Annotated in this window: 18 protein-coding genes; 6 read left to right on the top strand and 12 right to left on the bottom strand. The window is 72.0% G+C overall.

Annotated elements, in window-relative coordinates; genetic code table 11:
* Nucleotides 1-37 precede the first annotated feature (37 nt).
* Complete coding sequence (locus ACZ4QV_RS17110; protein ID WP_361636109.1) at nt 38-2,005, bottom strand: M6 family metalloprotease domain-containing protein; 1,968 nt, start codon at nt 2,003-2,005, stop codon at nt 38-40.
* A 222-nt stretch (nt 2,006-2,227) separates the two neighbouring features.
* Between ACZ4QV_RS17110 and ACZ4QV_RS17105 the strand changes: the two genes are divergently transcribed.
* Nucleotides 2,228-3,619, top strand: coding sequence for a tetratricopeptide repeat protein (locus tag ACZ4QV_RS17105; protein ID WP_467763070.1), 1,392 nt, complete (start codon nt 2,228-2,230; stop codon nt 3,617-3,619).
* A gap of 163 nt (nt 3,620-3,782) precedes the next feature.
* Nucleotides 3,783-4,529 carry a thioesterase II family protein gene (locus tag ACZ4QV_RS17100; protein ID WP_361148380.1) on the top strand — a complete coding sequence of 249 codons (747 nt, stop codon included), beginning with the start codon at nt 3,783-3,785 and terminating at the stop codon, nt 4,527-4,529.
* 63 nt (nt 4,530-4,592) lie between these two features.
* Here the strand turns inward: ACZ4QV_RS17100 and ACZ4QV_RS17095 are convergent, their stop codons facing one another.
* The 11 genes from ACZ4QV_RS17095 to ACZ4QV_RS17045 all read right to left on the bottom strand — a co-directional run bounded on the left by ACZ4QV_RS17095 (nt 4,593) and on the right by ACZ4QV_RS17045 (nt 16,742).
* On the bottom strand, nt 4,593-5,798 hold the full coding sequence (locus ACZ4QV_RS17095) for a cytochrome P450 family protein (RefSeq protein ID WP_467763069.1): 1,206 nt from the start codon (nt 5,796-5,798) through the stop codon (nt 4,593-4,595).
* Between the two features lie 8 nt (nt 5,799-5,806).
* Nucleotides 5,807-7,051: an MAB_1171c family putative transporter gene (locus ACZ4QV_RS17090; RefSeq protein WP_361148376.1), complete on the bottom strand. Its 1,245-nt coding sequence runs from the start codon at nt 7,049-7,051 to the stop codon at nt 5,807-5,809.
* Between the two features lie 8 nt (nt 7,052-7,059).
* The gene (locus ACZ4QV_RS17085) at nt 7,060-7,584 is read right to left on the bottom strand and encodes a hypothetical protein (protein ID WP_361148374.1); all 525 of its coding nucleotides are present in this window, start codon (nt 7,582-7,584) and stop codon (nt 7,060-7,062) included.
* 194 nt (nt 7,585-7,778) lie between these two features.
* Nucleotides 7,779-8,294, bottom strand: coding sequence for a helix-turn-helix domain-containing protein (locus ACZ4QV_RS17080; RefSeq protein WP_361581536.1), 516 nt, complete (start codon nt 8,292-8,294; stop codon nt 7,779-7,781).
* Nucleotides 8,295-8,582: 288 nt separating this feature from the next.
* Complete coding sequence (locus tag ACZ4QV_RS17075) at nt 8,583-9,758, bottom strand: L,D-transpeptidase family protein (protein WP_361148370.1); 1,176 nt, start codon at nt 9,756-9,758, stop codon at nt 8,583-8,585.
* Nucleotides 9,759-10,051: 293 nt separating this feature from the next.
* Nucleotides 10,052-10,201 (bottom strand): hypothetical protein, encoded by a 150-nt coding sequence (locus ACZ4QV_RS17070; RefSeq protein WP_361148368.1) that lies wholly within the window; start codon nt 10,199-10,201, stop codon nt 10,052-10,054.
* 116 nt (nt 10,202-10,317) lie between these two features.
* A complete protein-coding gene (locus ACZ4QV_RS17065) occupies nt 10,318-12,018 on the bottom strand; it encodes an APC family permease (protein ID WP_467763068.1) in 1,701 nt (566 codons plus the stop codon).
* Complete coding sequence (locus ACZ4QV_RS17060; RefSeq protein WP_361581530.1) at nt 12,015-13,484, bottom strand: aldehyde dehydrogenase family protein; 1,470 nt, start codon at nt 13,482-13,484, stop codon at nt 12,015-12,017. The genes ACZ4QV_RS17065 and ACZ4QV_RS17060 overlap by 4 nt, the downstream gene beginning before the upstream one ends.
* A gap of 241 nt (nt 13,485-13,725) precedes the next feature.
* Nucleotides 13,726-15,297 carry an AMP-binding protein gene (locus ACZ4QV_RS17055; protein ID WP_361148362.1) on the bottom strand — a complete coding sequence of 524 codons (1,572 nt, stop codon included), beginning with the start codon at nt 15,295-15,297 and terminating at the stop codon, nt 13,726-13,728.
* A 441-nt stretch (nt 15,298-15,738) separates the two neighbouring features.
* Entirely contained in the window at nt 15,739-16,044 is a 306-nt protein-coding gene (locus ACZ4QV_RS17050; RefSeq protein ID WP_361148360.1) for a putative quinol monooxygenase, read from the bottom strand.
* Between the two features lie 122 nt (nt 16,045-16,166).
* Nucleotides 16,167-16,742 (bottom strand): 3-hydroxyanthranilate 3,4-dioxygenase, encoded by a 576-nt coding sequence (locus ACZ4QV_RS17045; RefSeq protein WP_361148358.1) that lies wholly within the window; start codon nt 16,740-16,742, stop codon nt 16,167-16,169.
* A 144-nt stretch (nt 16,743-16,886) separates the two neighbouring features.
* Between ACZ4QV_RS17045 and ACZ4QV_RS17040 the strand changes: the two genes are divergently transcribed.
* From ACZ4QV_RS17040 to ACZ4QV_RS17025, 4 genes are all read left to right on the top strand, one after another.
* Nucleotides 16,887-17,975: an NAD(P)-dependent alcohol dehydrogenase gene (locus ACZ4QV_RS17040; protein ID WP_361581525.1), complete on the top strand. Its 1,089-nt coding sequence runs from the start codon at nt 16,887-16,889 to the stop codon at nt 17,973-17,975.
* 90 nt (nt 17,976-18,065) lie between these two features.
* Nucleotides 18,066-18,833: a serine/threonine protein kinase gene (locus tag ACZ4QV_RS17035; protein WP_361148806.1), complete on the top strand. Its 768-nt coding sequence runs from the start codon at nt 18,066-18,068 to the stop codon at nt 18,831-18,833.
* Between the two features lie 17 nt (nt 18,834-18,850).
* Nucleotides 18,851-20,383: a protein kinase domain-containing protein gene (locus tag ACZ4QV_RS17030; protein ID WP_361581522.1), complete on the top strand. Its 1,533-nt coding sequence runs from the start codon at nt 18,851-18,853 to the stop codon at nt 20,381-20,383.
* A gap of 159 nt (nt 20,384-20,542) precedes the next feature.
* Nucleotides 20,543-20,884, top strand: a complete 342-nt coding sequence (locus tag ACZ4QV_RS17025) for an SH3 domain-containing protein (RefSeq protein WP_361581519.1) — start codon at nt 20,543-20,545, stop codon at nt 20,882-20,884.
* The last annotated feature ends 30 nt before the right edge of the window (nt 20,885-20,914 follow it).

Raw genomic sequence — 20,914 nt, 5'->3', positions numbered from 1 at the left:
GCTCACCCGGGGCGAGCGGCACGGCCCGTACGCCGGGTCAGCGGGCCGGCGTGCAGATGGCCTGGACCGACTTGCGGGGGTCGCTCTCGGAGCGGGCCTTCAGCACGACCCGGCCGTGCCGGGCGGCGCCCGGCTTCGCGGTGACGGCGACCGGGACGCTCACCGTGCTGCCGGCTTTCGCGGTGGCGATCCGGTGCGGCAGCCAGGCGGACCAGCCGCGTCCGGTGGCGGCGGCCGAGAGCCGGTACACGTCGGAGTCCAGGTGCGCGCCCCCGCTGCCCGGCCGGCCGGTGTTGGTCAGCGGGAAGGTGCACACCGCCCGGCCCTTGGCGGGGTTGCCGTGCGTCGTGCCGTGGCGCAGTTTCGCACCGCGGCGCTGCGGGCCCGCGCCGTCCAGGGACCGGACGGCGACGGTGTAGCTCAGCACACCCTTCTTGTCCCGCCGGATGTCCAGTACGTAGAAGTGCAGCCGGTTGGCCCGGTCGACGTACTCGTAGGCGCTGCCGGAGTCCGCGCCCGCGTGGAACAGCGCGTCGCTGAGCTGCCGGTAGTCACCCATGGTGATCATCTGCGGGGTGCCGTCGGGGCGCCGGAAGTCGACCATGCCGATGTCCTCCGGGTGGGCGTCGATCACCCACGCGAACGGGGCCCGGTCCTCGTTCTTGGTCTTGGACAGCAGCACCCCGTTGTCCGGGGTGAAGGAGTCCATGCCCATCCGGTCGACGACCTCGACGGTGTAGTTGTCGTAGCCGCCGCCGTCGCACAACGGGTCGGCCGTGGTGGAGCAGGCCGGCTCCAGGTCCCGGCCCAGCGTGATGTTGACGCCGGACAGGCCCTTGGCGCCGGGCGGCGCGGAGCGCGCGGTGACCTGGGCGACCGCGACGCCGGACGTCTTGAGCGCGTCCCGGTCCAGGCGCAGGACGTTCTTCTCGTCGACGATGCCGAGTTTGAGCTTGTCACGCAGGACGTGCTGCGAGCCCATCGAGGCGCCGTTGGCGGCCGGTATCTGCCAGCGGGTGTGCGGGCCGCCGGGACCGTTGAAGGAGCCGCGCGAGAGCATGCTCCAGATGCCGGTGTAGGCCCGGCGCAGCGGCGTGCCGTACGGATTGTTGTAGTTGTCCGCGATGCCCAGGATGTGGCTGAACTCGTGGGCGTACACGGCCATGCCGGAGCTCTCGGCCTGGGTGGAGGAGCCCGTCTCGGCGTTGGGCCAGATGCGGGCGGCGGCCTTCCAGGAGGTCCACGGCACGTAGCGGGTGCGGGCGGCGTTGCCGCCGCCCTGAATGGGGGAGGGCGGGCCCCAGGCGGCCGGGACGTCCTCGGGCGTGGCGAACTTCATCTGCCCGAACTCCTGCCAGGCGGCCGACTCGTCCTGGCCCGCGGTCAGGTAGAAGATGAAGTCGTACTTCTTGGTCTCCGCGTCGCCCACGTCGGCGACCCAGGCGGCCTTGCCGTCGGTGCGGATGTTCTTGCCGCAGCTGTCGCCGACGGGGCAGGCGCCGGGGTTCATGCCGGGCTCGATGCCGTACTGGTAGGACTTGAACGGCATCCGGTAGACGCCGAACGACGTCAGCTCGACGCCGAGCCGGCCGCCGGAGTCCTCCATCCAGTACTCGTTGATGGTGTGGCCGCGGTTGAGTTTGCCCGGCTTGTTCAGGAAGTCCCGGTAGAACGCGGGCACCTTCGCGCGGGGGATGTCGTGGGCGCCGGGCTGCGGGTTGCCGAAGACGGACGAGCCGGCGGGCCTGCTGACGCTGAACTCCTCGTCCGGGTAGTCCAGCAGCACGAGTGCGCCCTTGAACATGCGCCGGGTGGGCTTCAGGGCGGGGTCGGCCCAGTTCGTGCCGGGGACCGCGCGGTATTCGGCCCACGTCATGGCGTCGGGATTGCGCCAGTTCTGAGGGTCGACGGGCTGGACGAGCGGGGGCCGGGCCGCGGGCGCGGCCTCGGGGGCCGCCCGTGCGGGTCCGGTGGCGACGGCGGCTGTCAGGACTCCGAGGAGCACGGCCAGAACGACCGGTCCACGGGCCCCGCCGCGGTATGGGCGGGCCGGTCTGTGGGGAAGGAACAAGGCGCACCTCTTGTCTGTGATCTCAAGACCGGGACATGACAGGTGATCGAACAGAATTCCTACCCCCGACAAGGTAAGGCGGGGGCCCCAGTGACGCCAGAGTGCCGTGAGGAGCCGATGATGCCGCGAACGGTCCGTGACCGGCACGGTCACGTGATGTCGGAGACCAGCGCGGAAGCCCTGTCTTCTTACGAGGACGCGCTGCGCGACCTGCTCTTCTTCCGCGGTGCGGTCGCCACCGCGTCCCAGGCGGTCCTCCAGGCCGCCCCGAAGTCCGTCATGGGCAACGTCCTCGCGGCCTACCTCGGCCTGCTGGGCACGGAGGAGAAGGACGCCACCGCCGCCAAGGCGGCGTTCACCCGCTTCACGGACTGTGTACGCGCCGGGCGGCCGACGGACCGCGAACGGATGCACCTCGCCGCCGCCGCGTCCTGGCTCGACGGAGACATCCACCGCGCCGGGCACGTGCTCGGCGAGCTGACCGTCGCCTTCCCGCGCGACGAACTGGCGCTCGCCGTCGGCCACCAGATCGACTTCCTCACCGGTGACGCCGCCCGCCTGCGCGACCGCGTCGGCGGCGCGCTCACCGCCTGGCCCGAGGACGACCCGCACTACGGCCACCTCCTCGGCATGTACGCCTTCGGGCTGGAGGAATCGGGCCACTACACCCGCTCGGAGGAGACCGGCCTGGCAGCCGTCCAGCGCAACCCCCGTGACGTGTGGGGCATCCACGCGGTCGTGCACACCTACGAGATGCAGGGCCGGTTCGCGGAGGGCATCCGCTTCCTGGACGCCCGCATGGAGGACTGGGCCTCCGGCAACTACCTGAACGTGCACAACTGGTGGCACTACTGCCTCTACGCCCTCGAATCCGGTGACACGGACCGGGCGCTGGAGATCTACGACGCCGTGCTGCACCACGAGGAGTCGCCGGGCCTGGCGATGGAACTCCTGGACGCCTCGGCCCTCCTGTGGCGGCTCCTGCTGGCCGACCGCGGCGCCGGCCCCCGCTGGGAACGCCTCGCCGACGCCTGGGCGGCCCGCCAGGACCCGCCGTACTACGCCTTCAACGACGTGCACGCCGTCATGGCGTACGTCGGCGCCGACCGTGTCGCCGACGCCGAACGCCTCGTCGAGGAGCGGGCGGCCTGGCTCGTCCGCGCCCGGCCCGGACTGTCCAACGTCGCCATGACCGCCGGGGTCGGCCTGCCCGTCTGCCGCGCTCTGATCGCCTACGGACAGGGCAGGTACGGGCAGGCCGTCGACCTCCTGGCCTCCGTCCGTTACCACCTGAACACCTTCGGCGGCAGCCACGCCCAGCGGGACGCCGTACAGAAGACGCTGCTGGAGGCCGCGCTCCGGGCCGGACGCGACGACACCGCCCGCACCCTGCTCAGCGAGCGCATCAGCCTGCGCCCGGTCTGCCCGTACAACTGGCTGGCCCAGGCGCGCCTCGCCGACCAGCTCGGCGAAACGGCCAAGGCGGCCACGGCCCGGGCACGGGCCGCCGAACAAGCGGCGACGGGGGCCGCGGCGCTGGCGCGCTGAGGGGCGGAAGCCGGCCTCCGACGTTCTTGATCGATTTCCTGCTGGCCCGATGCACCCCCGACCGGTCATCCTTGACCCGTACGGGTGCGGTCCGGCCGAACCGGCCGCACCGCACCCGTACGAGCAGCCCGACCATCGGCCCACCAGCACAGGAGCACGACACATGACGGGGAAGAACGCCTGGATACGGGACGTACGCCGGGGGCCGCGGCCCGCCGCCCACCTCATCTTCTTCCCGCACGCCGGGGGATCGGCCTCGTACTACCGCCCGTTCGCCGCCCACCTCGGCGAACAGTTCGACGTGTCGGCGATCCAGTACCCGGGGCGCCAGGACCGGTGGAACGACCCGTTCGTCACCTCCGTGGAGGGGCTCGCCGACGAGATCGTCGGCTGCCTGAGCCCTCAGGACACCACCCCGCTGGTGCTGTTCGGACACAGCATGGGCGCGTCCGTCGCCTTCGAGACCGCCCGGCGGCTCGCGGACCTCGGACGGCCCGCGCCGCGCCGGCTCGTCGTCTCCGGCCGCCGCGCGCCCTCGATGTTCCGGGAGGAGAAGAACTTCCACCAGGGAACCGACGCGGAACTCCTCGCCGAGGTGGGCCGCCTGGACGGCACCCACAGCCAACTCCTCGACGACCCGGAGATCGTGCGGCTGATCCTCCCGGCGATCCGCAACGACTACCGCGTCATCGAGACGTACCGGCCCGCCGCCGACGCCGTGCTCGACATTCCGCTGCTGTGCCTCACCGGCGCCGCCGACCCCCGGGTGTCCCGCGAGGAAGCGGCTGCCTGGAAGGCGCACACCGTCGCCGAGTACCGGGAGGAGACGTTCGCCGGCGGCCACTTCTACCTGGCCGACCACGCGGCCGCCGTCTGCCGCGCGGTGGAGGCCTTCGCGTCGGGGGAGTGACACCGGAACCGGCGCTTCCGGCGCTCCCGGCGCGCCTGCGGCGTACGGCGGACGGCCGGCGGGTCAGGCCGCGAACGTGACCGGCAGATGCGCCAGACCGCGCATCAGACGGGTGTGACGCCACGGGAGTTCGGCCGGGGGCACGGCCAGGCGCAGGTCCGGGAAGCGGGTGAGGAGGGCGTGGAAGGCGATCCGGCCCTCCAGACGGGCCAGCGGGGCGCCGAGGCAGTGGTGGGGGCCGTGACCGAAGGACAGATGGCCCGAGGCGCGGCCGGGGACGAGGGCGTCGGGGTCGGTGAAGCGGGCGGGGTCGCGGTTGGCGGCGCCCGGTGAGACCAGTACCACGTCGCCCGCGGCGATCTCGGCGCCGCCGAGGGTGAGCGGCTCGGCCGCGTACCGGAACGTGGCCGTGGTGATCGGGGAGTCGTGGCGCAGCAGCTCCTCCACGGCGTCCGGGACGAGCGCGGGGTCCTCGCGCAGGCGGGTGCGGAGCGCGTCGTCCTGGAGCAGCGCGAGCGCGCCGTTGCCGATCAGGTTGGTGGTCGTCTCGTGACCGGCGACGACCAGGAGGACGGCCAGCGAGACCAGCTCGAACTCGCTGAGCCGCTCGCCCTCGTCGCGCGCGGCGATCAGGTCGGTCAGCAGGTCACGGCCCGGGCCGCCGGCGCCGTCCGCCGCCCCGGCGGCCCGCTTCTGCGCGATCAGCCGCGTCATGTAGTCGCTGATCGCGTGCGAGGCGGTGTCGATGGTGTCCGGGGCGCCGGCCGCGAAGAGGTCGTTGGACCAGCCGCGCAGCGCGGCCCGGTCCTCGCGGGGCACACCGAGCAGGTCGCCGATGACCTCGATGGGCAGCGGTACGGCGAAGTCCTCGACGAGATCGGCCGTACCGCCCTGGGCGGCCATCCGGTCCAGCAGTCCGTCCGCGATCTCGGCCACCCGCGGCTCCAGACGGGCCACCGCGGCCGGCGTGAACGCCTTGACGGCCAACCTGCGCAGCCGGGTGTGGTCCGGCGGGTCGGTGGCGAGCATGGTGGCGCTGACGGCCGGGGCCAGGTCGCGCTTGGACGGCTTGTCCGCGAAGTAGCGGGTGGTGTCCTTGGACAGCCGGGGCTCCGCCAGGGCGGTACGGGCCTCGGCCCACCCGGTGACCAGCCAGGTCGCGCCGTGCGGCCCGGACCGTACCTGCTGGACGGGGCCGCGTTCGCGCAGCGCGGCGAGCAGCGGGTACGGGTCGCGGAAGAACTCCGGTGACTCCATGGGGTGGCTCACGTGTGACCTCAGATTCCTGCGGCGGGCCGGGACGGTTCGGACGGTGCGGGGCCGGTGCCGGACGCCATGAAGGCGTGCGAGACCCTGCACAGCCAGCGGGCCTCGTCGAACAGGTCGTTCAGTTCGGGGCGGGTCAGGGTGGCGTCCTCGGCGCTGACCGCGTGCGCGGGAGCGCCGCCGTCGCGCCGCGACTCCAGGGCCGCGGCCAGCACCGCCGCCTCGACCCCGGCGTCCAGTTCCCGAGCGTCGGCCCCGCCGGACCGCAGGCGTTCCTCGGCGGCCCGGCGCACCGCGTCGCTGCGGTGCGGGCGCAGCGCCAGCATCCCGTCCCGAATCTCGATCACCCGGCGGTAGAGACGGAACTCGGGGTCGGGCGCCGCGTACCGGTTCTCGGTGGCGGTGAGCTGGATCTCCGGGACCGCCGCCGACAGCGCGGCCCACAGCGGGTGCAGCCCGCGGTGCAGGTGCCACAGCCGGATCCGCCGCCAGGGCCAGGCCAGGGCCGGACCGACGGCGGGCAGCAGGACGCCGATGACCAGGAGCAGGCTGCAAATGGCGGGCAGGCCGACGCTGAAGGTGCAGGTCGCGGGCGTCACCAGGGAGCTGCACAGTTGCTCGGGCGGCAGCCACCCGGCGTCGGTCCACAGGCCGACGACATGGACGATCTTGTAGCCGATGTAGACCATGCCGAGCGCGCAGCCGGCGGCGATGACGCGCAGTCCACAGCGCAGGCTGGTGCGCGGCGCGTGCCGGGAGTAGCGCAGCGCCTGGCGCAACAGGTCGACGATGGCGGCGCCGAGGTGCGCGGTGAACACCAGGACGTAGATGTTGAGCAGCGGCTCGGTGCGCGGCAGCTCGCCGAAGGTGGGGGCGCCGGGGGAGTCGTCCACCGGCGAGGCGAAGAACAGGACGGCCATCGCGGCCAGGACGACGCCCAGCGAGACGAGCCGGTGGCGCGCCTTGCGGTCGGCGTCCGTCGGCTCCTCGTTGAAGCGCAGCAGCAGGATCGAGATGCAGGTGGCGGCGGCCAGCGTGCTGCAGTTGCCGAGCAGCCGGCCCAGCTTGGGCGTGACGACGCTCAGTGCGTCACCGACGGCCGGCGTCAGGAACACCAGCGAGGCGCCCAGCCCGGTCAGGAACCCGCACAGGGCACCCAGGCCCTGCGGCCGCGGCCGGCGCAGCAGCGGCCGCGCCTTGTACGCGGCGGCCAGCAGCAGGACGGCGGCTATGGAAAGGAAGAGGACGTTGACCATCTGGGTGTCTACCGTCGCTTCGGGGAGCCGAAGACGTCGTCCATCCGGCTGAGGACCTCGGCCTGCTGGGACGTCGCCGGGCGGCGGGCGGGGGTACGGTCGGCGCGCCGCAGGATCAGTGAGGCGATCATCTCGGCCTCCTGCTCGTCCTGGTCGCTGTAGTGGCTGCGGCCCAGGACGGATTCCACCGACGCGGGGTCGAGGTCGGGTACGAGGGCCTGCGCGACCTCGCCGGAGAGCAGGTTGGAGTGGCCGCTGAGCATGTGGCCGACCTCGTGCAGCACGATGTGGTCGCGGTGCAGCGCGGTGGTGGCCGCGTCGTAGAAGACGTAGTCGGCCCGCCGTGTGGCGATCCACAGGCCGCACGGCCCGGCGGGCGGCGTGACCTGCGGCTCCAGGTGGATCGGGCGGCCGCGCTGTTCGGCGAGCCGGTCCAGGAAGGCACCCAGCTCGAAGGGGCGGGGGATGTGCAGCCCCCGCAGCCGGTCCGAACAGTCGGCAAGCACACGGTCCGGTCGCCGTGTGAACTTCATGGCGTGCTCTCCTTCGGCCTCAGCCATGAAAGGTACACGTGCCAGTCTCATGCAGCGCCGGATGGCCCCTCCCGAACGGGATCGTGTGCGGGCCCGCGGGCTGCCGCGGCGCCGGCCGCCCGGCCGTCCGGCCGGAAGCGGGGCGGGGCGGCGTCCGGGGACAGTGCGGGAAGTACGTCGGTCAGGGGCATGGTTCAGCGGGCGGTACGCCAGGTTTCTCCCGTGTTGCCCATCGGATGTCCCGCTCCGTTGCCCGTGGTGCTGCCGACGTCCGGCAGCCCTTCCAGCTTCCGTACGCGGTCGATCATCTCCAGCACGGCCGTACGGGACTCGGCGGACATGTCCATGAAGCGCGCGGCCATGGCGATGACCCCCGCGTCCTGCATGGCTTCCAGCAGCTCCGGGGGCTGGTCGGCCCGGTCGGCCGCCGCGCCGCCGGAGCCCGCGTCCTGCTGGTCGTGGAAGTGCGCGGCGGGCACGCCGAAGTACTCCGCGAGCGCTTCGATGTGGCGCTTGGTCGGGTTGTCCCGCTTGCCCTTGCGCAGTTGCCAGATGTAGTTGCCGGAGATCACCTGCTCGCCGGCCCTGATGTTGATATCGGTGGCGACGTCGTTCGCGGACAGCGATTTGCCCCGCTCGCGACTTCGTTCCTGGAACAGCCGGTCCAGCTTTTCGGCCAGGCTGACCGGCCCGCGGTCCTCGTCCCCCATCGCGCCGCGCTCCCTTCAAGGCCAAACGTGAGACTTCCACTGTAGTGGTCCGGTCGCCGGGACGGATGGGCGCTCCCTCCCGTGTGGGCTGGCACGCTCAGCCCGGACCCTCTATTCTTCACACCTGAGTCAAAGACTCTGGTGTGAAGCGGGGCGGACAGTTCGGACCGGCACGGGGGTGTGGTCCGAACCCGTCCGCAACCGCGGGCGGGGCCCGCCCCGTCTCCGGGGGAGCCCCACACGTACGCTCGCACACTCAGGCGCCGTAGCGCCCCGGCCGTGCCGCGGTCACTTCACCGCGCTGCGCTGCTTCCACTGGTCCCAGCTCTCCTGCCAGACCTCCAGACCGTTGCCCACATCGGTCTTCTTGGTGCTGGTGGTGTTCTTCACCTCGACCGTGGAGCCGATCGTCAGGAAGTCGTAGGCCCGCTTGGCGTCCGAGGTGGTCATGCCGAAGCAGCCGTGGCTGTTGTTGACCACGCCGACCGACTTGTTCCAGGGCGCGGAGTGCAGGAAGGTGCCCGACGCGGTGAGATGCGTCACCCACTTCGAGTCCAGCATCCACTCGTTGCCGTGGCCGATGGTGGAGGAGTCCATCGTCTCGGCCGCGTTCTTGCTGCGTACGGTGTGCACGCCGCCGCGCGTCGGGTCCTGCGGCGAGCCCGCGGAGCCGCGGATCGTGTCGACGGCCTTGCCGTTCTCGTACAGGGTCATGCTGTGCGCCGTGACGTCGATGACGGCCTTGTGGTCCGCGCCGATGGTGAACCCGAAGTCGTAGTCGCGCGCGAACCAGCCGCCCTTCTCGCCGGAGTTGATGCCGCCCAGGCTGCCCTTCACGGACACCTTGGTGCCGGCCGGCCAGTAGGTCTTGGGCCGCCAGTCGATCCGGTCCTTGCCCGACCAGTCCTTGACCCAGCCCCAGGCGCCCTCCACCTGCGGCTGGGTGGTGACCTTGAGGGCCTTCTGGATCTCGGCGCGCCGGTCCTTGGCGACCTGGTGGTCGAAGAGGATGGATATCGGCATGCCGGTGCCGACGGTCATCCCGTTCGACGGGGTGTTGGTGAGCTTGTTGACCTTGTCGGCCTGCGCGGTGGTGAAGGACGAGTCCGCGGCCGACTCCTTGCCGTCGCCCGACTTCGTCTTGGTGTGCACGGTGTACGTGGTCCCGGGCTTGACCTTGCCGTCGGACGTCCACGACGAGCCGTCACCGGACAGCTTGCCGCTGACCTTGCCGCCCTTGTCGTCCTTGGCCTCGACGGCGGTGAGGCTGCCGCCGTCCACCTTCACGGATATCGGCGAGCCCAGCGCGGCGGACTTGCTGCCCGCGGCCGGGGTCACGGTCACCTTCGCCGCCGGCTTGTCCGACGTCGCTGAGCCGCCGTCCGCTCCGCACGCGGTCAGCAGCGCGGCTCCCGCCAGGGTGGCGGACAGCAGGACGGTGCGACGGGCTGATCTGACGTGCACGAGCGGTTCCCTCCGAAGCAACACAACAGGCGGTGGCGGGCACCGCCCGGCCTCCGGGACGGTCATGCCGACCGCCGGAGCCGGTTGCGGGCAACCGCCGTACATGCAGACGGGTGACACCGCATGATCGGTTGCCTGGAGAAACGGATATTTGTGTCACAGATCGGTACAGGTGTACGCCGAGCCGTCGGCCCCCGACGGCCGGGGCGCCGCCGGACCGGACGGAGGACGCTAACAGCCCCGCCAGGCGTGGCCTGGCGGGGCTTCGGCGGCGGAACTCCGGAGACGGTCCCTCAGCGCTCCGTGAGTTCGGGCCACGCGCTGCTGAAGTGCACGACCCGCATGGCGTCGGGCAGCGAGGAGCCGGTGAGCTTCATGACCGCACGGATGCAGTCCATCGGCGAAAAGTCCTTGTTGCGGAGCCGGCCCAGCACGGAATCCATGCCTGTCCCACTCGCCGGCGCCTCAGCCGCCTCGGCTTCCGCGGGGACGCGCCCAGGCCCGCTGATCATGCCGGCTCCCCATTCCTCGGAGATCCCGTCCGGCAACGGCGCCTCCGTCAGGACGGTGACGTGCCGGCCGGGCCCCCGGGCTCGTCCGCATGGTCCTCCGAGGCGTGCCGACCCTCCCCGTCCTCCGGGGTCTCGGCGGCATGGCCGGCCAGGACGCAGGTGCGTTTCCGCTGGACGAACCAATAGTAGGTGAAGCCGCCGACGGCGACGATCCCGACGAAGAGGATCGCGCCCCAGCGCAGGTACCAGTGCTGCGGGCCGGTCGCGTTGTAGACCTCGGGGCGCGGCCAGGCGAGGTTGGTGGCCATCGCGGTGCCCCACAGGACGGCGAGAATGTTGACCGGCAGCCCGAACTTGCCCAGCGAGAACTTGCCCTGGGCCGGTTCCCACTGGCCGCGCAGCCGCCGTACCAGCAGCGGCACGGTCACCATCAGGTAGGCGACGTAGATCATGATGATCGCGATGCTGGTGATCACCGAGAAGATCTGCGGCTGGTTCACGTTGATCAGCAGGATGCAGACCGCGATGCACCCGATGATCACCGCGGGCGCCACCGGCGTCTGGAAGCGCGGGCTGACCCGGGCGAGCAGCGAGGCGGCCGGCAGGTTGGTGTCCCGGGCCATGGCGAACGCCAGCCGGATGCCGGCGGTGTGCACGGCCAGCGCGCACACCGTGATCGCGATCACCACGCACCACAGCATGATCTGGCCCATGGTCGAGCCGAGGGTGCTGAGCACGACGTACTGGAGCCCGTCCACGGACAGCTCCTTGGCGTGCAGGTCGGGGGTGGCCAGCAGGGCGAACAGCAGGATCAGCCCGCCGATGAGGAACGAGGCGGACAGGGCCCGCAGGATCGCGCGCGGCGCGTTGCGGCCGGGGTCCTTGGACTCCTCGCCGAGGGACGACGCCGTGTCGAAGCCGTACATGACGTAGGCGGAGGCGAGGCACGCGGTGAGGAACGCGCCGAGGTAGCCCAGCGACTGGCCCTCCGCCAGCCCGTAGGTCTCGGTCAGCGCGCTCGGGGGGCGGGTGATGTGCGCGGCCAGCAGCACGATCAGGGCCAGCGCGGCGATCAGCTCGATGGCCACGCCGGCGGAGTTGATCTGGGCCATCAGCTTGACGCCGAAAGCGTTGACGAGCGTCGTGAAGAGGACGAGGACGGCGCCGAGGAGCACCGCGTTGGCGGCGTGGTCGGTCCGGCCGCTGCCGTCGCCGATGAACTGGAAGAACGAGGAGATCTGCGGCAGCGTCACCTGGTAGGCGAGCGCCACGGCGGCCAGCGACACCATGGTCGCGGTCATCATCATCCAGCCGCCGAGCCAGCCCACGTGCGGTCCGCCCAACTGCTTGGACCAGTTGTAGACCGATCCGGCCACCGGGTAGCGGGCGGCCAGCTCGCAGAAGCACAGGGCCACCATCAACTGGCCGCAGAAGACCATCGGCCAGGACCACCAGTAGGCGGGCCCGCCGTGGCTGACACCGAAGTAGAAAAGCTGGAAGGTGCCGGTGAGGATGGAGATGTAGCTGATGCCGGCGGCGAAGGTGTGGAAGTTGCCGAGGGTGCGTTTGAGTTCGGGCTTGTAGCCGAGTTCCGCGAGCGACTCGTCGTCGGGGCTGTCGGTGGCGGCGTCGGAGTCGTCTGCCGGTGCGGTGCCGTTGCCGTTCGCCTCCTCGTCGGCCGGTTTCCCGGGGTGCGCCGTGCCGCCGTCCGGTGCGGGGCCGCCCGCCGTCGGCCCGGTGCCGCTCACTCGAACCACCGCTGCGGCCGGGGCGCGGTGTTGCGCCAGACGTGCTTGGCCTCCTGGTACTCCCCGAGCCCGGCCGGGCCCAGCTCCCGCCCGACGCCGGACTGCTTCATGCCGCCCCATTCGGCCTGCGGTACGTACGGGTGGAAGTCGTTGATCCACACGGTGCCGGCGCGCAGCCGGGAGGAGACCCGGTGCGAGCGCTCCACGCTCTGCGTCCACACACCCGCGGCCAGCCCGTAGACGGTGTCGTTGGCCAGCGCGACGGCCTCGTCCTCGGTACGGAACCGCTCCACGGTCAGCACCGGGCCGAACGATTCGTCGCGGATCACCGACATGCCGGGCGAGCACTCGTCCAGCACCGTCGGCAGGTAGTAGAAGCCGTCCCGCAGGGCGGCGTCGTCGGGGCGCGCGCCACCGCAGCGCAGTACCGCGCCCTCGGCCAGGCCCGCCGCCACGTACTTCTCCACCTTGTCCCGGTGCTGCGCGGAGATCAGCGGCCCGCTGCGGGCGTCCTCGTCGAACGGCCCGCCCAGCCGGATCGCGCGGGCCCGGCGCACCAGCTCGTCCACGAAGTCGTCGTGCAGCCCGTCCTCGACCAGCAGCCGCGCGCCGGCCGAGCAGACCTGCCCGGAGTGCAGGAACACCGCCATCAGCGCGTAGTCGACGGCGGTGTCGAAGTCGGTGTCGGCGAAGACGATGTTGGGGTTCTTGCCGCCCAGCTCCAGCGCGATCTTCTTCACGGTGGGCGCGACGGCGGCCATGATGCTCCGCCCGGTCACCAGTCCGCCGGTGAAGGACACCAGGTCCACCCGCTCGTCGGTGGTCAGCGGTGTGCCGACGGCGGCGCCGGCGCCCAGCACCAGGTTGGCCACCCCGTCCGGCAGCCCGGCCTCGACCAGCGTCCGCATCAGCAGGATCGCGGTGTGCGGGGTCAGCTCGCTGGGCTTGAGGACGAAGGTGTCGCCCGCGCCGACGGCCGGGGCCACCTTCCAGGCGGTCTGCAGCAGCGGGTAGTTCCACGGCGTGATCAGGGAGCAGACGCCGACCGGCTCGTACACCACCCGGCTGTCGACCTCCGGCTGCCCGGTGTCCACCACCCGGCCGTCGTTGCCGGAGGCGACCAGGTTGCCGAAGTAGCGGAAGCAGTTCGCGATGTCGTCCATGTCGTACTGGCTCTCCACGAACCGCTTGCCGGTGTCCAGCGACTCGGCACGCGCGTACGCGTCCTTGTCGCGCTCCAGCAGACCGGCCACGCGCAGCAGCAGCGCCCCGCGCTCCGCGGCCGGGGTGTGCGGCCACGGCCCGTCGTCGAACGCCGCGCGGGCCGCGGTGACGGCGGCGGCCGCGTCCGCCGCGCCCGCCTCGTCGACGGTGGCGACCAGCGTGCCGTCCGCCGGGCAGCGGATCTCGCGCACCTCCCCGTCGGCCGCGGCGGTCCACTGACCCCCGATGAACAGCTCCGGCATGGGTGAGCCTCCGTGCCTGTGCTCGCGGTCGGACGGCCCGGCCGGACAGCCCGTGGTGACGATCTGTGCGATCTGTGTACCGAGCGTAGGCGGGGGGTGGTGCGCCCGCACGGTGCGCTGCTCCGGGTGGCTGCCCCGGGAGGGCGCGGCGCGTCACGGACGCGGAGCCGCTGCCGCGGGCGGCGACGAGGACCGGCCCCCGCCTCCGGAGAGACGGGGGCCGGTCCCGGCCGTGCGAGGGTCAGGCGGCGGTCGTGGCCAGCTCGCGCAGCTTCTTCTTGTCCGGCTTTCCGGCGTCGGTCAGCGGCAGCGCGTCGACGAACTCGATCCGGGCCGGCTCGTACATCGCGCCGCGCGCCTCGCGCACCATCGTGCGCAGGCCGTCCTCGTCGACGCTCTCCCCGGCGGCGGGCACCACGGCCGCGTACACCTGTTCCATCCGGTCCTCGTCGCGCACACCGAAGACGGCGCTCTGCGCGACCTGCGGGTGGGTGTTGAGGAGGTCCTCCAGCTCGGTGGTGTACACATGACCGCCCACCACGACGATCATGTCCTTGATCCGGTCGACGATGGTCAGGTAGTTCTCGTCGTCCAGGAAACCGATGTCACCGGTGTGCAGCCAGCCGTCGCGGAGCACCTCGGCGGTCAGCTCCGGCTGCTTCCAGTAGCCCTGCATGATGCTGGACGAACGGATGCAGATCTCGCCGTGCTCGCCGCGCGGCAGGTCGCGGCCGTTCTCGTCGCGGACCGCCACCTCGACGTTGGGCAGGATGCGGCCGGCCGACCGCAGCCGCTCCAGGTTGCCCGGGTCGTGCTCCTCGGCGGGCAGCACGCTGATCCCGCCGGCCTCGTTCTGTCCGTAGAACTGGACCAGCACCGGGCCGAAGCGCCGGATCGCGTCGGCGATGCGGGCGGGCGAGGACTGGCAGCCGCCGTAGGTCAGGCAGCGCAGGCTGGAGGTGTCGGTGGTGGCCGCGTCCGGGTGGTCGGTGAGCTGGTAGAGCAGCGGCGGCAGCAGGAACATGTGGGTGATGCGCTCCCGCTCGACGGCGGCGAGCACCTCGCCGGGCTCGAAGTCCTCGTGGAGCACCACCAGGCCGCCCTCGCGCAGGGTGACGTCGGCCATCATGCCGCCCGCGTGCGCCAGGGTGGTGCACACCAGGAGGCGGGCCGCCTCGTCGTCCGAGGGGCGCTCCCAGATCACCTTGGCGTCGCCGGCGTCCTCGTCGTTGTCGGCGACGAAGGAGCGGACCTGCCCGTAGGTGGTGCAGATGCCCTTGGGGTGGCCGGTGGTGCCGCCGGTGTGGCGGATGGTGCAGATGTCGTCGGGCTGCGCGAGGCTCGGGAACGGCTCGTCGCTCTCGGCGGCGGCCAGTTCCAGCAGGTCGGTGCCCAACTTCGCGGGGCCCAGGGTCAGTACGGTGGCCACCGGCGCCAGCGCGGTCAGCTCGGCGGCGCGGTCGTCGAAGCGCGGGTCGACGATCAGGGCGCTGGTCTCCACGTCCTTGACGATGGTGGCCTGCACGTCGGCGGAGAGCTTGTTGTAGAGGTGGTTGACCCGGCAGCCGATGAGGTTGGCGGCGTAACGGGCGGCGATGGTCTCGGGCAGGTTGCCGCTGAGCAGCGTGACGGTCTGGCCGCGGTCGATGCCCTGGTTCCGCATCGCGCGGGCCGTGCGGTGGACGAGGGCGCGGAACTCACCCGCGGTGACGCGTCGCCCTTGGTGCACCAGCGCCACGCGCCCGGGGTCGGTCCCCAGGGCGTCGAGGTTCTCCTCCACGTAGGTGCGGAAGTCGTGCGCGGTGTCGGGCATAGGTGATTCCTCCTTGATTCCGGGGCACGACGGATAGTTAGTTGCCCCGGACAACCATTTCCATGCTAACGGTCGTCGATCAAGGGTTCCAAGTTGGCACGAACGCCCGTTGGCGGGCCTTTTACCGAGGCGCGGACATTTGGCCAACCGGTCGGACCGCGCAGGGGCGCCCGTGGGGGCGGCGCCTCGTCCCCGGTGTTATTCCAGGGGTGCGAAGCGGCAGGTCAGGCCGGTGTCGCGGGAAGTCGGAGAGGATCGCGAGAATGGCCGGTCAACGAAGCGCGGGGTCGCTCGGGTGGTATACGGGCGTGAGCGGCCGCGCGCGCGGAGGCGGCGGCCGCTCACGTAAAAACAGAACGTCCGAAATGACGGACTCTGTGCCGGCGACCAATTGACGGAGTATTTGCCTTCCTTTTACGGGTGGCGCTCCGCGTGATGTGCCTAAAGCGTGGATTTGCCCGGGTCGCCCATCGGGACGGCGTCCAGGACGGCGACATCCATCGGCGCGGCGAGCAGGCCGCTCACCCCGGCGGCGATCCCGGCGAGCGCGGCACCCCGTGAGTGGGCGTCCAGCGCGGCGCCGTCCGCCCAGTTCTCCACGACCACCACCCGGTCCTCGCCCGCGTGGACCGCGTACAGCAGACAGCCGTCCTCCTCGTGGACGGCGGACGCGTGCGAGCGGAAGACGTCCAGCGCCGTCTCCAGCTCGCCGGGCTTCGTCCTGACCGTGGCGACAACGACGGGCATACCTGCGACCTCCAGGGCGAACGGAATGTCGAACGAACCTATCCCACCGGGGGGCCGGGACCGTAACACCAGGTCAGAAACCGGAACGTGTCGCGTCCGCCCGGCCCGCCGGACCGCGGGAGTCAGGTGGCGGCGCGCGTGCGGGGTCGCATCCCGGCCGGCCACTCCCGGCCGGGGTGCACGGCGCCGCAGTGCGGGCAGCGGCGGTCACCGCCGTAGAACCTCTCGAACACCGGCGGCAGATCACGGACGATGGACCCCAGTTGGAGTTCGAAGCGGCGGACCAGACGGTGGCAGTCGGTGCAGTACCACTCGAAGCCGTCGAGCTGCCCGGCCGGCCGGGCGTACTCGACGACCATGCCGACACTGCCCGGCTCGGGCCGCTGCGGGGAGTGCCGTACATGCGGCGGCAGCAGGAAGACGTCCCCCTCGTCGATCCGGACGTCCCGCGGCGGGCGGCCCTCCTCCTCCATGATCCGCAGCACCATGCTGCCGCGTATCTGGTGGAAGAACTCCTCGATCGGATCGTCGTGGAAGTCGGTGCGCTGGTTGGGCCCGCCGACGACGGTGACCATCAGCCCGGACTCCTCCCACAACTGAGCGTTTCCCACCGGCGGTTCCAGCAGGTCACGGTGGTCCTCCAGCCACCGCTGGAAGTTGAAGGGACGGCCGTACGTCAGTTCCGGCAGCTTCGCCATGATGTTCAGTCCTCTTCCTGTGGTTCCTGCCTGTGGTTCCTGTCGTCGTCACGGACCGGCCGGGTACGCGATCGCCCGTGGAAGCCAGGGGCGCCGGACGGATCAGTGTTGAGCATGGCGGCCCGGAACCGCTAGGAAGGCCCCATGCGCATACGAGCAGCTCTGGTCGAAACGCCCGGCGGTCCCTTCACCGTCCACGAGGCCGAGCTGGAGGAACCGAGGGCGGACGAGATCCTGGTACGGCTGACCGCCGCCGGCATCTGCCACACCGACCTCGGCATGCGGCAGGTCTGGCCTGCCGAACGGCTGCCCATGGTCTTCGGGCACGAGGGCACCGGAGTCGTCGAGGCGGTGGGCGAGGCGGTGACCACCCTCGCCCCCGGGGACACCGTGTGCCTGACGTACCGGAGCTGCCGCGCCTGCGAACAGTGCTCGGCGGGCGAGCCCGCCTACTGCGAGCACTCCGCGCTCCTCAACGCCGCCGGAACCCGTCCGGACGGCAGCTCCCCGCTCTCCCGTACGGACGGCTCCCCGGTCCACGGCGGCTTCTTCGGCCAGTCCGCCTTCGCCTCCCACTGCCTCACCACGGAGAGCAACACCGTCAAGGTTCCCGGGGACCTTCCCGCGGCCGTCGTCGCTCCGCTGGGATGCAGCGTCCAGACCGGCGTCGGCACGGTCCGTACCGTGCTGCGCCCGGCGGCGGGCACCACCCTGGCCGTCTTCGGCGCCGGCAGCGTCGGCCTGAGCGCGGTCATGGCGGCCGTCGCGGCGGACGTCCCCGTCGTCGCCGTCGAACCCCTCGCCGCGCGCCGCGCCCTGGCCAGGGAACTCGGTGCCACGGCGGTCGTCGACCCCGCCGGGGACGAGGTGGTGGCGGCGCTCCGGGATCTGACCGGAGGCGGGCCGCACTGCGCCATCGACACGACCGGGCGCCCGGCCGTGGTGTCCCGAGCGGTCCAGGCCCTGCGTCGGCGCGGCACGCTCGCCCTGGTCGGTATCGGCACGGCGGAGTTCGACACCTTGCCGGTGCTGACCAAGGGCATCACGATCCGGGGGGTGACCGAAGGCGACGCGGTACCGGCTGTGGCCATACCGGAACTGATCGGCCTCTACCGGCAGGGCAGGCTTCCGCTGGAAAAACTCGTCACCGAGTTCCCCTTCGCCGACATCGAGGCCGCCGCCGACGCCGCGTCGACGGGGCGGGTCGTCAAGCCGGTCCTGCGGACGGAGTGAGGTCGGCCGAAACCACCGCCCTGACATGACGGGGCGCCGCGGCGGCGCGTGGTACCGGTGGAAGTGCCGATGCGCGAACGGGGGAACGGCATGGACACCGTGATCGTACAACTGCCGGAACAGGCGGGGGACGGGTCGCACGAGCGCCCCGACAGGCCGCGGTTGCTGCGGCTCGGGCCCGGGGACACCGCGGACTTCGGGCGCGGCGCACCGGGCGCCCCGGTGGCCGTGCCGCTGTCCGACCCCGGTGTCTCGCGGCTGGCCGGGCAGCTCACCGCCGCCGAGGACTACTGGCGGCTGTCCAATTTCAGCCGGGTGGTCACCTACGTCGTCGAGAACCTGGAAGGCGCGGGGGAGCACGTCAAGGTCGCGCCGGGACGGCTCGGCGCGCCGGTGCCGTTCGAGTTCTCCCGGGTGCTGCTGCCGGCCGCCGAGGGGGAGGCGTCCTTCAAGGTGTTCGCGCCCGAACACGCTTACCTGGACGGCGAACCGTACGACGGGGTGGGTGAGCCCACGACGATCCCGTTCGCGCTCGACCCGACCTCGAAGTACTTCCTGGTGCTGCTGGCCCTGTGCGAGCCGCGCCTGCGCCACGCCTCCAGCGGCGCCGTACCGGGCGTCGGCGACGTGCTGGAGAGACTGCGGCCGCTGGAGACCTGCCGGCGGCTGACCCGCTCGGCCGTCAACTACCACATCGACTACCTGGCCTCGGTGAAGCTGCGCCTGCGGGCCGACGGCCCGGCGGACACGGAGGGCCTGGGCGGCGGCAAGCGCGACGAACTCGTCGCCTTCGCGCTGCGCTTCGACCTGGTCCGCGAGGAGCACCTCGCCCTGCTGACCCCGCGGGACGGACGGTGAGCTGAGGGCGGACCGCGATGGACGGATCGGGAACCACCCCGCCGCCCGGCGTCCGGCCCGGCGACCGGGTCGGTGACTGGCGGCTGGCCGGGCCGATCGGCGAGGGGAGCTGGGGCAGCGTGTACGCCGCCGAGCACGTCGGCGACGGCCGCCCGGCCGCCGTCAAGATCCTCCGCACCGACCTGCTGGCACCGGGCCAGCGGGCCTGGATGGACGAACTGGTACGCCGCGAGGTGCGCTTCAGCCTGGAGGCGGACCACCCGCACGTCGTACGGACGCATGCCGCGCTCACCGTCGCCGTTCCGGACCACCCGGAGCTGGACGGGCTCACCGCCCTGGTCATGGACCGGGCCGAACGCAGCCTGCGGGACGTGCTCGCCGACGCCGCCGGCCCGCTGCCGGACGCGCCCCGGATCCTTCGGGAAGCCGCCGACGGGCTGGCCCACCTGCACGGGCGTGGCTGGGTGCACGGGGACCTGAAACCGGCCAACATCCTGCTGGCCCCGGACGGCACGGTCTGGCTCGCCGACTTCGGTCTCACCGCCGAACTGGAGGGCACCCACGCCTACGTACCGCCGCTCGGCTCGCTCGACCACGTACCGCCCGAATGGTGGTCCCAGCGCACCGGACAGCGCGGCACGACGGCCCGGCCCACGGCCGACATCTGGGCGTACGGCGTGCTCGCCCACCAAGTGCTCACCGGTGGCCGGCATCCCTTCCCCGGCCGTACCGCACGGGCCCGCGCGCTGGCTGCCCAGACGTACGCGCACGGCGGCACGCCCTTGCGGTTGGACAGCCAACTGCCGCCGGAGTGGCGAAAGCTGATCGCCGACTGCCTGCTGCCCGACCACGCGTCGCGGGCCCGGCACACCGCGGCCGAGCTGTCCCGGCGGGTACGGCAACTGTGCGACGCGCCCCGTGCCCGTCACCGCGCCCGCCGTGGCGCCGCACGCCGGCCGGTGCTGCTGACGGCCGGTGCCGCGTTGCTCGCCGCGGCAGCGGGCGCCGGTGTGCTGCTCACCTCCGACGACGGGCGGGGGAAGGCCGCCGCCGGGACGTCGGCGTCCGCCGCGCCGTCGGCCCCGGCGTCCGTGACCGGGACGCTGCCGGAGGACTCCGACGTACCGAGGGCGCTGCGGCCGTACATCACGACGGCCGCGCAGCGCTGTGCGGAGGAGGAGGTGACGCCGGCCCTGATCGCCGCCATGCTCAAGGCGGAGAGCGGCTTCGATCCGCGGGCGCGCCGCACGGACGAGTTCGGCATCGCGATGTGGACGCCCGCGGTGTTCCGCGCCTGGGCCGTGGACGGTGACCACGACGGCCGCAAGGACTACTGGTCGCCGCCCGACGCCATCGCGACCATGGGCTCCTATCTGTGCTGGCTCGACCAGCGTTTCAAGGCGAACGGGCTGCGCCGCGACCTGCCGGGGCTGATCGCCGCCGGATACCGCACCAGCAGCCGGGTCGTCATCGAGACCCGCGGCGTACCCGCCCGTACCCGCGCCTACGTGGACCAGGTGGCCCGCCACCTCGCCCGGTACACCCGCTGACACCGCCCTGACCTGCGCTCTTGCTGCGGCCCTGACAGACGTCAGGTACCGCTGCGGTCCGTACCGCCGCAGGGTGGAGCACGTAAGGCAGGGCGCTGCACGGCAACGGCAGCGGCCACCGCACGCAACGGGGAAGCAGAAACGGGAAGGAACAGCACCATGCGCAGGACCGCAGTCACCAGGACGATCACCAAGCTGGCCGTCGCGACCGCCGCCGCCGGCGCGCTCGTCGCCACCACCGGCGCCGCCCACGCCACCGCCCGCACGCCGGACACCGCCACCGCGTCGCACGCCGCGCGGCAGGCCGCCGCGGCGGTGTGCACCGTCAACGACAACGGGGTCAACTTCCGCGGCGGGCCCGGCGAGAACTTCCCGGTCCTGGGGAAGGTCAACGCCGGCCAGAAGCTGAACCTTCGGGGGCAGCAGGGCAACTGGGTCATGGGCGACCTGTGGGGCGGCCGCACCGGCGTGTGGATCCACGTGGCCTACCTGAACTGCTGACCGCACCACTGAGGACCGGCTCTCGGGGGA

The organism is Streptomyces sp. NPDC026394 (genome assembly GCF_055567735.1).
This window is presented reverse-complemented; position numbering and strand designations above follow the sequence as displayed.

Bases quoted from the DNA above. Each gene is read 5' to 3' on its own strand.
- ACZ4QV_RS17105 (WP_467763070.1), top strand. From the start codon at position 2,228: ATGTCGGAGACCAGCGCGGAAGCCCTGTCTTCTTACGAGGACGCGCTG.
- ACZ4QV_RS17100 (WP_361148380.1), top strand. From the start codon at position 3,783: ATGACGGGGAAGAACGCCTGGATACGGGACGTACGCCGGGGGCCGCGG.
- ACZ4QV_RS17090 (WP_361148376.1), bottom strand. From the start codon at position 7,051: ATGGTCAACGTCCTCTTCCTTTCCATAGCCGCCGTCCTGCTGCTGGCC.
- ACZ4QV_RS17085 (WP_361148374.1), bottom strand. From the start codon at position 7,584: ATGAAGTTCACACGGCGACCGGACCGTGTGCTTGCCGACTGTTCGGAC.
- ACZ4QV_RS17080 (WP_361581536.1), bottom strand. From the start codon at position 8,294: ATGGGGGACGAGGACCGCGGGCCGGTCAGCCTGGCCGAAAAGCTGGAC.
- ACZ4QV_RS17070 (WP_361148368.1), bottom strand. From the start codon at position 10,201: ATGGATTCCGTGCTGGGCCGGCTCCGCAACAAGGACTTTTCGCCGATG.
- ACZ4QV_RS17060 (WP_361581530.1), bottom strand. From the start codon at position 13,484: ATGCCGGAGCTGTTCATCGGGGGTCAGTGGACCGCCGCGGCCGACGGG.
- ACZ4QV_RS17055 (WP_361148362.1), bottom strand. From the start codon at position 15,297: ATGCCCGACACCGCGCACGACTTCCGCACCTACGTGGAGGAGAACCTC.
- ACZ4QV_RS17050 (WP_361148360.1), bottom strand. From the start codon at position 16,044: ATGCCCGTCGTTGTCGCCACGGTCAGGACGAAGCCCGGCGAGCTGGAG.
- ACZ4QV_RS17045 (WP_361148358.1), bottom strand. From the start codon at position 16,742: ATGGCGAAGCTGCCGGAACTGACGTACGGCCGTCCCTTCAACTTCCAG.
- ACZ4QV_RS17040 (WP_361581525.1), top strand. From the start codon at position 16,887: ATGCGCATACGAGCAGCTCTGGTCGAAACGCCCGGCGGTCCCTTCACC.
- ACZ4QV_RS17035 (WP_361148806.1), top strand. From the start codon at position 18,066: ATGGACACCGTGATCGTACAACTGCCGGAACAGGCGGGGGACGGGTCG.
- ACZ4QV_RS17030 (WP_361581522.1), top strand. From the start codon at position 18,851: ATGGACGGATCGGGAACCACCCCGCCGCCCGGCGTCCGGCCCGGCGAC.
- ACZ4QV_RS17025 (WP_361581519.1), top strand. From the start codon at position 20,543: ATGCGCAGGACCGCAGTCACCAGGACGATCACCAAGCTGGCCGTCGCG.